The organism is Pseudoalteromonas sp. 0303 (assembly GCF_013349995.1).
Lineage (GTDB): Bacteria > Pseudomonadota > Gammaproteobacteria > Enterobacterales > Alteromonadaceae > Pseudoalteromonas.
This window is the reverse complement of the sequence record NZ_JABVXF010000044.1, coordinates 21,657-30,960: the sequence shown is the minus strand read 5'-3', so window position 1 is coordinate 30,960 and position 9,304 is coordinate 21,657. Positions and strand designations below refer to the sequence as shown.

Below are 9,304 nucleotides of genomic sequence, written 5' to 3'. Positions count from 1 at the left end.
CAAGAGCGATAAAGCCTAAGCCATCAAAGTACCCACATAAAAAAAGAAATGCCAGTCAGCTTAACTGACTGGCATTGGCCATAAGGCGCTTTTTTAATAATTGAAATCATTTAGATACGGGTAATGGTAAAACCTTTATCTGTTAATTGCTTCAATAAACCGTGTTGCTCTGGTAAGTGCAAAGCGCCCACTGCAATGAACAGCTTTTCTTTACCGATGCGAGTCGATAGTTGATTAACCCAATTGTTGTTACGGTCTATCAACATCACTTGCTCGCTTAGTTGACCATATTGAGAGTCATCAAAGCTTTCATTGTAAAACTGCGTAAGTGTTTTCATATCACCCGATTTCCAAGCCTTGATAAGACCAAAAAAGTAGGTATCTACGTCTGCAAGTTGCTCGAATGTTTCTTCGATCATCTTGTCATTCATAATTGCTAAGTGCTCAAACATTTCCATTTGGCGTTCAAGAGTTTCTAGTTCACCAACAGATATTTTATGTTCTTGAGCGTAAGCAAGTACTTGCTTGTCGATGCCGTATTGATCTGAAAAACCAACGTTTTGGAACTCCATCTGCATCATGGTGACCATCACCGCCCATGGTGCTAAATTCTTAAACATTGCAATATCAATTGATTTATCAGCAAAGTACTTTTGCAGTTTTGCATAGTTTTCTGGTGATAATTCTGATTGTAAGGTTTTGCCATTTTTCAGCATCATAAATGGTAATGAGCGACGCTGCATTTCCATTGGTGAAATGGCGCTGATATCCACCTCAACAATGACTTTATCTGAGTTATCGAGTGCTTTTGTTACCTTACTTGGCAAGCCTTTCATGCTGTTATCGCCAACATGCACGGTACCGAATAAATAAGAAGCAACGCCGTTTTTTTCTACTTTCCATAACCCCGGCTCTGCAAGTGTATATTGGCTAAAACCAAGCAGTAGCACCATAAAAAACAGGGCATTTATACGCTGGACGAATTTCATAACTTTCCTTTTCATAACGTGGTTTTTTCAATACTAAACTAATTTTTCTTTGAGGCGTTAAATTAAATCGGCTTTATGCAGAAAAATCACATCTAATTGCTAAAAATTAATCAATCATATAATGGCAAATAACGAGGTATGAAATTTCAATTTTTAATAAATAGTGAAATATAAATCTCCATATGTGAAATTGTTGAATATTTATTCCTTTAATTTTGCTTTTTAGCCTGTTTTTTGAATTGATTTTTATCTTGACTTACAGGCCCCAGCGCGGTACTAATAGAAAAAGACAGCGGGATGGCTAGATTTCCGCTACAAATGAACAGAATTTGGTTACAGATAAATGCTTACAAACAAACTTTCTCTAATTCTAATTAACGTCGTGGTGATTATTATTACCGCGGGGGCTAGTTAGTGCTTAGAGAAAAGTGAAGCATTTAAAAAGCCCCCCGCACTTAACAGTCCGGGGGGCTTTTTCGTTTTAAGGTTTGAGTCGCAGCAAATACACAATGTCACTGAGGAATGAGGATTTACGATGACAGGCGCAGAGTTAACAATCGATTTATTAGCCAAACATGGCGTTAAGGATGTTTTTGGATACCCAGGTGGTGCCATCATGCCTATTTACGACGCTTTGTACGGTGCGCCAGTCAAACATTATTTGACGCGTCATGAACAAGGAGCGGGTTTTGCAGCTGTAGGTTTTGCCCGCAGCACAGGCAAGTTAGGTGTGTGCTTTGCAACATCAGGCCCTGGTGCGACTAACTTAATAACAGCTCTTGCTGATGCGATGATGGATTCAGTGCCGTTACTTGCAATCACAGGGCAAGTACCTACCGCAGCGATAGGCTCCGACGCCTTTCAGGAAGTGGACGTGTTAGGTATGTCGTTATCATGTACTAAACATAGTTACATGGTTGAAAGGGCTGAAGATTTAGCCGAAATACTACAAGAAGCCATCCACCTAGCGCAAAGCGGCCGCCCAGGTCCTGTATTAGTTGATATCCCAAAAGACATCCAAATGGCGCAAGTACCATTCCACCCTTGGTTAGCCGCCGAAGATCATTTACCTAAATTAGACGCAAACCAAGTTGCGATAGCTAACCAAATCTTAAGTGAAGCGCAGCGCCCTGTGGCGTATATCGGTGGTGGCGTACAGGCTGCGGATGCACAAAACGAGCTTATGCAGTTTTTAGAAAAAACTCACATGCCTGCGGTATCAACTCTAAAAGCGCTAGGCAGTGTATTACCTGATTATGAATATGACCTTGGCATGCTAGGTATGCATGGTGGTAAAGCGGCTAACCTAGCAGTGCAAGAGTGTGATGTTTTGGTTTGTATCGGTGCTCGTTTTGACGACCGTGTTACTGGCAATTTAAGCAAGTTTGCCGCAAAAGCAAAAGTGATACACCTTGATATCGACGCGGCAGAGGTTGGTAAGCGTAAGCCTGCAAAAGCATCATTAGTCGCAGATTTAAAAACCTCATTACCGCAACTTGATTGTTTTGTAACGCCTGATGAGTGGTTAACGCACATCGAAAGCATGATGAAAGAACATGCATGGCGTTATGACTATCCTGGCGAGAAAGTATTTGCCCCTTATTTATTAAACCAGCTAAGCCAAAAAATGCCATCAACGGGTGTTGTGTGCTGTGATGTGGGTCAGCACCAAATGTGGGTGGCACAGCACATGAAGTTTAGCCACCCAAGTAATCATTTAAGTAGTGGTGGTGCGGGTACCATGGGCTTTGGTTTACCGGCCGCTATCGGCGCCCAAGTTGCGCGCCCAAATGACTTTGTGATCACGGTGTCGGGTGATGGCTCAATTATGATGAACATTCAAGAACTGGCAACAATTCGCCGTAACAATCTGCCAGTTAAAATTCTAATCCTAGATAACCAGCGCTTAGGCATGGTACGTCAATGGCAGCAGCTATTTTTTGAAGGTCGTTATTCTGAAACAAACCTTTCAGATAATCCTGATTTTGTGCAGTTAGCAGCGGTGTTTGGCATTCCAGGTCAAACCATCACTAAAGCAGATGAAGTCGATGCTGCAGTTGATGCGTTAGTAAATAGTGAAGGTCCATACATTCTGCATGCCTGCATAGATGATAAAGAAAATGTATGGCCGCTTGTACCACCGGGTGCTGCCAATGATGAAATGATGACGGAGACAGTAAAATGAAACACACCCTAACGATTGCGCTAAAGAATCAAAGTGTCGCTGTAGAGCGCTTTTTACGCGTTGCACGTCATCGCGGCTTTGACCTAACAACCATGAATTTAGAAATGGCAGATGAAGCGTTTCACGTCACTATGACGGTAGACAGCGATAAGCCAATTTATCTACTAACATCACAGTTAAATAAATTGGTTGATGTGAAACACGTCAATGTTGAAAACCAATTTCAACAACAAGCAATCTAGTAAAAATCAACAGGTAACTAGAGCAGTCAGATTGATGCTTTAGTGAGAAATAAATTAGGAATGAGGAAGTCAGTGGCATGCCACTGCAACAACTGAGGTAATTATGGCTAAATTAAGAAGTGCAACAACAACAGAAGGTCGCAAACGTGCAGGGGCGCGTGCTTTATGGCGTGCAACAGGGATGACAGATAAAGACTTCGGTAAGCCAATTATCGCTGTTGTTAACTCATATACTCAGTTTGTACCGGGTCATGTTCACCTTAACCAACTTAGTGAGCTAATGGCTGAAACCATCACCGAAGCCGGTGGTGTACCAAAAGAATTTAATACTATTGCGATCGACGATGGTATCGCAATGGGTCACGGCGGCATGCTTTATTCACTACCATCGCGTGACTTAATTGCTGACTCTGTGGAATACATGGTTAATGCACACTGTGCTGATGCCATGATCTGTATTTCTAACTGCGACAAAATCACTCCGGGGATGATGCTAGCAGCACTGCGTTTAAATATTCCGGTTATTTTCGTATCAGGTGGTCCAATGGAAGCGGGCAAAACACGCCTAGCTGATATCGACATTAAACTTGATTTAGTTGATGCCATGGTAAAAGGCGCTGATACCACAGTAAGCGATGAAGACTCTGAAAAAGTAGAGCGCTCAGCGTGTCCTACTTGTGGTTCATGTTCGGGCATGTTTACTGCCAACTCAATGAACTGCTTATTAGAAGCGATTGGTTTAGCACTGCCGGGTAACGGTACCACACTAGCTACGCATAAAGACCGTAAACAACTTTACGTTGAAGCGGGGGCGCGCATTGTTGATTTATGCCGTGAGTATTATCAAAAAGATAATGCAGCAGTATTACCACGTGCTATTGCTAATCGCACTGCTTTTATGAATGCAATGGTAGTTGATATTGCTATGGGTGGTTCATCAAATACGGTTTTACACTTATTAGCTGCAGCGCAAGAAGCGGGTGTTGATTTTGATATGTCGCACATCGATGAGCTTTCTCGTAAAACTCCTTTCCTTTGTAAGGTGGCGCCTGCAACCAATAAATATCATATTGAAGATGTGCATCGTGCTGGTGGCATGATGGCAATTATTCGTGAACTAGGTAAGGCTGGCCTTGTCGATTTAACTGTTGATCACGTAGCAGGTCACACTATGGCCGAAATGGTGACTAAATGGGATGCCACCGATCCGAATAATGAAGTGGCGCAAAAATTCTATAAAGCAGGCCCTGCTGGTATCCGTACGACAAAAGCAATGAGCCAAGAGTGCCGCTGGCCAGAACTTGATAATGACCGTGAAAACGGCTGTATCCGCAGTGTTGAAAATGCCTTTCGTCAAGATGGTGGCTTAGCTGTACTTTCAGGTAACTTAGCTCTTGATGGCTGTATTGTTAAAAGTGCTGGTGTAGTTGAAGAAATGCTGCACTTTGAAGGCCCTGCGGTTGTATACGAATCACAAGATGATTCGGTTGAAGGCATTCTTAACGGTGAAGTAAAAGCCGGTGATGTTGTGGTAATTCGCTACGAAGGACCAAAAGGTGGCCCAGGCATGCAAGAAATGCTGTATCCAACGAGTTACTTAAAATCAGTGGGCTTAGGTGAAAAATGTGCGCTTATCACCGATGGTCGTTTCTCGGGTGGTACATCGGGTTTATCAATTGGTCATGTTTCACCAGAAGCAGCAAGCGGTGGTGCAATCGCTTATGTTGAAAATGGCGATAAAATAATCATTGATATCGCAACCCGTGAAATCACTTTGGCGTTGTCTGATGAAGAGCTTGAAGCGCGTAAACAAAAGCAACTAGCACGCGGTAAAGATGCTTATAAACCACTTGATCGTGACCGTTATGTTTCATCTGCACTTAAAGCCTATGCGTTACTTGCAACCAGTGCAGACAAAGGAGCTGTTCGCGATTTAGCAAAACTTGAGGAGCTTAGTTAATTATGGTTTCTCAAGAGCTCGATTACTTTCGCGCTATTATCCAAGCGAACATGGAGCCCCTTGCAAAAGTCACTGAGGTCAGCGAAATGGCTGATCTTAGTGCACGGCTAGGCAACCATGTGTGGTTAAAGCGTGAAGACCAACAACCGGTTTATTCATTTAAGCTTCGTGGTGCTTTTCATAAACTAAGCAAGTTGCCAAAAGGTTCTGATGTAATCACAGCCTCAGCGGGTAACCATGCACAAGGCGTTGCACTCAGTGCTTCATTTTTAGGCCATAAAGCTACGATTGTGATGCCAGTAACAACACCAGAAATTAAAGTGAATGCAGTACGTTCACTCGGTGGTGAAGTGGTATTACACGGCCATCATTTTGATGCGGCAAAAGCCCATGCTTTAGAGCTGACAGAGCAGCGTAACGGGGTGTTTGTGCCACCGTTTGATGATCCTGATGTGATTGTTGGCCAAGGTACCGTTGCCCGTGAATTAATGCAGCAATTGAATGACCTTGATGCTGTTTTTATTCCTGTTGGCGGTGGTGGCTTGCTAGCAGGCATGGCGGTGTACATTAAGTCGTTACGTCCTGATATCAAAGTCATTGGTGTTGAAGCTGATGAGAGTGCTTGCCTAAAAGCAGCGCTTGAAGCAGGCAAGCCCGTTGAGCTTGACCGTGTTGGTAGCTTTGCAGATGGTGTAGCCGTAAAAGTTATTGGCACAGAAACATTTCGTTTAGCGCAAAAGTTTTGTGATGAAGTGGTCACTGTAACGGGCGACGAAATTTGCGCCGCAATGCAAGATATCTTTGTTTCAACCCGTGCGATAGCGGAGCCTTCAGGGGCGCTATCAACAGCGGGCCTTAAAAAGTGGTGCCAACAAAATGGTGTTAAAGGCTTAAACGTAGCTGCGATTTTATCGGGTGCAAACTTAAACTTTGACCGCTTACGTTATGTTGCAGAGCGAACGGCTCTCGGTGAAAAGAACGAAGCACTGCTTGCCGTGACCATAAAAGAAGAAAAGGGTAGCTTTAAGCAGTTTTGTAACTCATTAGGTGGCAGGGCTATCACCGAGTTTAATTACCGTTATGCAGGTCCCGGCGAAGCGCAAATTTTTGTTGGTATTGCATTAAGGCAAGGGCAGCAAGAGCTTGATGAATTAAAAGCAGCACTGACAGAAAACGACTACACGTTTTGCGATCTATCAGATAACGAACTGGCTAAATTGCATATTCGTTATATGGTGGGTGGTAAAGCGCCAGCTCAACTTCATGAGCGTTTACTGCGCTTTGAGTTTCCTGAATACCCAGGTGCACTGGCACGATTCTTAGATACCCTTGGTAGTAATTGGAATATCACTTTATTCCATTATCGTAATCATGGTGGAGCGATTGGTAATGTGCTGGCGGCCTTTGCTATTGAACCGAGTGATTATGAGGTATTCAATGAGCATTTGAACCGTTTGGGATACAACGTTCAAGATGAAACAAGCAATCCATGTTTCACCCAGTTCTTAACTAGCCAAGGTCAAGAACTTAGCGAAGTTAAAGCGGCAAATCAGTAGCTTAATATAATCAAGACTGTTCACTAGCAGTCTTGATTTTTTCTCTATTTTTCCTATAGTTAATGCACGGTTTCAAGCAAGGATGATGCGTGCAAGGTATAAAAAGCCTACTAGGGTTAATCTGTTTAATACTTTCTATGAGCGCACAGTGTGCTGATAAAGTTAGCTTACAGTTAAAATGGACTCACCAGTTCCAATTTGCAGGCTATTATATGGCTGCTGAAAAAGGCTTTTATAAGGAAGCTGGTCTTGATGTCTCTATTATTCCTGCTGATCCAAACCACCCAGATACCTTCCCTAAAGTATTAAGCGGTACAGCCGACTTCGCCATTACCCACTCAGGCATATTACAAAAGCGTCAGCAAGGCGCACCGGTTGTTGCCCTTGGAGCCATACTGCAGTTTTCACCTTACTGCTGGATGGTAAAAAATAACTCAGATATTTTTCAGCCAAGAGACTTTGCTGGTAAAAAGCTAAGTAAAATCGGCTCAATTGAAAATGCTGAATTGCTGGTAATGTTACAGCGTGCTGGATTGAGCCTAGAAAGCTTGATGGCAGCTAGCCATGAAGGCGGTATTAAAGAGTGGCTTGCCGGTGATTTAGATGCGGTGCAAGTTTATGTCACCAATGAGCCTTACACGATGACATTACAAGGAGTCGGTCACCGACTCATTTGCCCGCAAAAGTTTGGTTTGAATGTGTATGGCGATATTTTATATACCTCAGAGCAGTTTTTAGCGAAAAAGCCAGAGGTTGTTGAGCGCTTTTATCGTGCCAGCTTAAAAGGGTGGCGGTATGCCTTATTACATTTAGAAGAAAGCATCGATGTAACCAAGCAGCACTATGCCACCCATAAAAGCGTACAAGAGCTGGCCTATGAAGCGCATGTGTTAGCAAGCTATATCCAACCACCGGGCATTAATCTTGGCAATATGTCGATGGCAAAGTGGCGTTTGATTGCAGATTTATATGGCTTAGATCAGGATGAGTTTGATCAGGCTTTTGATGGCTTTATGTATGATCAACAACAAACAGAAGGATTTGAGCTATCTTGGATGCTGATCCTAGCCATCATTCTAAGTATTGCATGTGTGCCATTGTACATTCGTTTGATCAGTAGTAACCGACGTTAAATAAGATAAATCTGTTATACTGCTTTTTATTTCTTGTCGCTAAGTAGTTATGACACTTGCCGAGCACTTTGCTGCCTTAGATGCACTGCTATTTTCAACACGCCAATACTGGCAATGTACCGCATTTGATTTTGATGATCTTCCTTGGCCTGAATTAGCCAACTTATTATGGGCGCTTGATGACCAACAAGTGAGTGAACTTGATGCCGATCAGCAGGCTTTATATCGTTATTTTACTGATGAAATCGAACACATCGAAAAGCTGGCAGAATTATGTGAGTTGCCAGCGATAAGTGCTGCCCGTAATGAATTTCCGTTTTGGATAAGTAATGGCATTAAAGGCCGTAAGTTTGAGCAACTACAAGACTTTGTTGCGGCGATCAGTCAGCAGCCATTAAACCAGCCCGTTCTAGAATGGTGCGCAGGTAAAGGGCATTTAGGTCGCATGTTGGCATTCAATGGAGCACCAAGTGTACATAGCATTGAGCTACAACAACACTTGTGCGACCAAGGTCAACACAGTGCTAAACAACAGCAATTGGCGATGCAGTTTTCACAAGCAGATGTATTAACCGATGATACTGATGGCTTTTTTGAAAGCCAGCAGCATGCAGTTGCTTTGCATGCTTGTGGTCGTCTGCATCAAACATTTATGCAGCAAGCAAGCAAAGCGAAAACCCAACAAATCAGTTTTTCACCATGCTGTTATCATTTATTCACAGATAACGCCTATCAAGCAATGAGCGAGCCTGCCAAGCAAAGTCAACTTGTGCTTACTCATCGCGATTTAAAACTGGCGCTGCAAGAAACGGTAACAGCACCGAGCCGAGTTGATAAGGTAAGAAAAACAGAGGTTGAATGGCGTCTTGGATTTGATGCGTTACGTAAATCAATAACCGGTGAAATGCACTATGTGAGTGTGCCATCAGTGAACAAAGCGATCTTCTCTGATTCGTTTAGCTCATTTTGTTTGTGGGCAGCTGAGAAAAAATCATTACCTTTACCAGAAGGCATTGATTACAATAAATTTTTAGAAATAGGTAAAAAGCGCAAAAGGGTTACTGAGCGAGTTGAACTCGTCCGACATGTGTTCAGAAGGGCAATTGAAGTTTGGCTCGTGCTCGATCGTGCTTTATATTTGCAACAACAAGGGTATCAAGTAACAGTTAGTACGTTTTGCGAAAAGCAGCTGACACCAAGGAATATCTTGATCCAAGCTAATTATTAAATACCGTAAAG

The 9,304-nt window shown here is 42.9% G+C and carries 7 protein-coding genes; 6 read left to right on the top strand and 1 reads right to left on the bottom strand.

What is annotated here, in order from left to right; translation table 11 throughout:
- Positions 1-110 precede the first annotated feature (110 nt).
- Positions 111-989 (bottom strand): TraB/GumN family protein, encoded by an 879-nt coding sequence (locus HUS62_RS19845; protein WP_175080897.1) that lies wholly within the window; start codon positions 987-989, stop codon positions 111-113.
- A 535-nt stretch (positions 990-1,524) separates the two neighbouring features.
- On the opposite strand from HUS62_RS19845, the gene ilvG reads away from it, so the two are divergent.
- The 6 genes from ilvG to HUS62_RS19815 all read left to right on the top strand — a co-directional run bounded on the left by ilvG (position 1,525) and on the right by HUS62_RS19815 (position 9,293).
- Positions 1,525-3,174: an acetolactate synthase 2 catalytic subunit gene (gene ilvG, locus HUS62_RS19840; protein ID WP_058585968.1), complete on the top strand. Its 1,650-nt coding sequence runs from the start codon at positions 1,525-1,527 to the stop codon at positions 3,172-3,174.
- Positions 3,171-3,416: an acetolactate synthase 2 small subunit gene (ilvM, locus tag HUS62_RS19835; protein WP_054554110.1), complete on the top strand. Its 246-nt coding sequence runs from the start codon at positions 3,171-3,173 to the stop codon at positions 3,414-3,416. Before ilvG ends, ilvM begins: the two co-directional genes overlap by 4 nt.
- A 103-nt stretch (positions 3,417-3,519) precedes the next feature.
- Positions 3,520-5,376 (top strand): dihydroxy-acid dehydratase, encoded by a 1,857-nt coding sequence (gene ilvD / locus HUS62_RS19830; protein ID WP_175080896.1) that lies wholly within the window; start codon positions 3,520-3,522, stop codon positions 5,374-5,376.
- 2 nt (positions 5,377-5,378) lie between these two features.
- Entirely contained in the window at positions 5,379-6,932 is a 1,554-nt protein-coding gene (ilvA, locus tag HUS62_RS19825) for a threonine ammonia-lyase, biosynthetic (protein ID WP_130166157.1), read from the top strand.
- A gap of 137 nt (positions 6,933-7,069) precedes the next feature.
- The gene (locus HUS62_RS19820; RefSeq protein WP_175080898.1) at positions 7,070-8,065 is read left to right on the top strand and encodes an ABC transporter substrate-binding protein; all 996 of its coding nucleotides are present in this window, start codon (positions 7,070-7,072) and stop codon (positions 8,063-8,065) included.
- A 49-nt stretch (positions 8,066-8,114) separates the two neighbouring features.
- On the top strand, positions 8,115-9,293 hold the full coding sequence (locus HUS62_RS19815; protein WP_175080895.1) for a methyltransferase: 1,179 nt from the start codon (positions 8,115-8,117) through the stop codon (positions 9,291-9,293).
- The last annotated feature ends 11 nt before the right edge of the window (positions 9,294-9,304 follow it).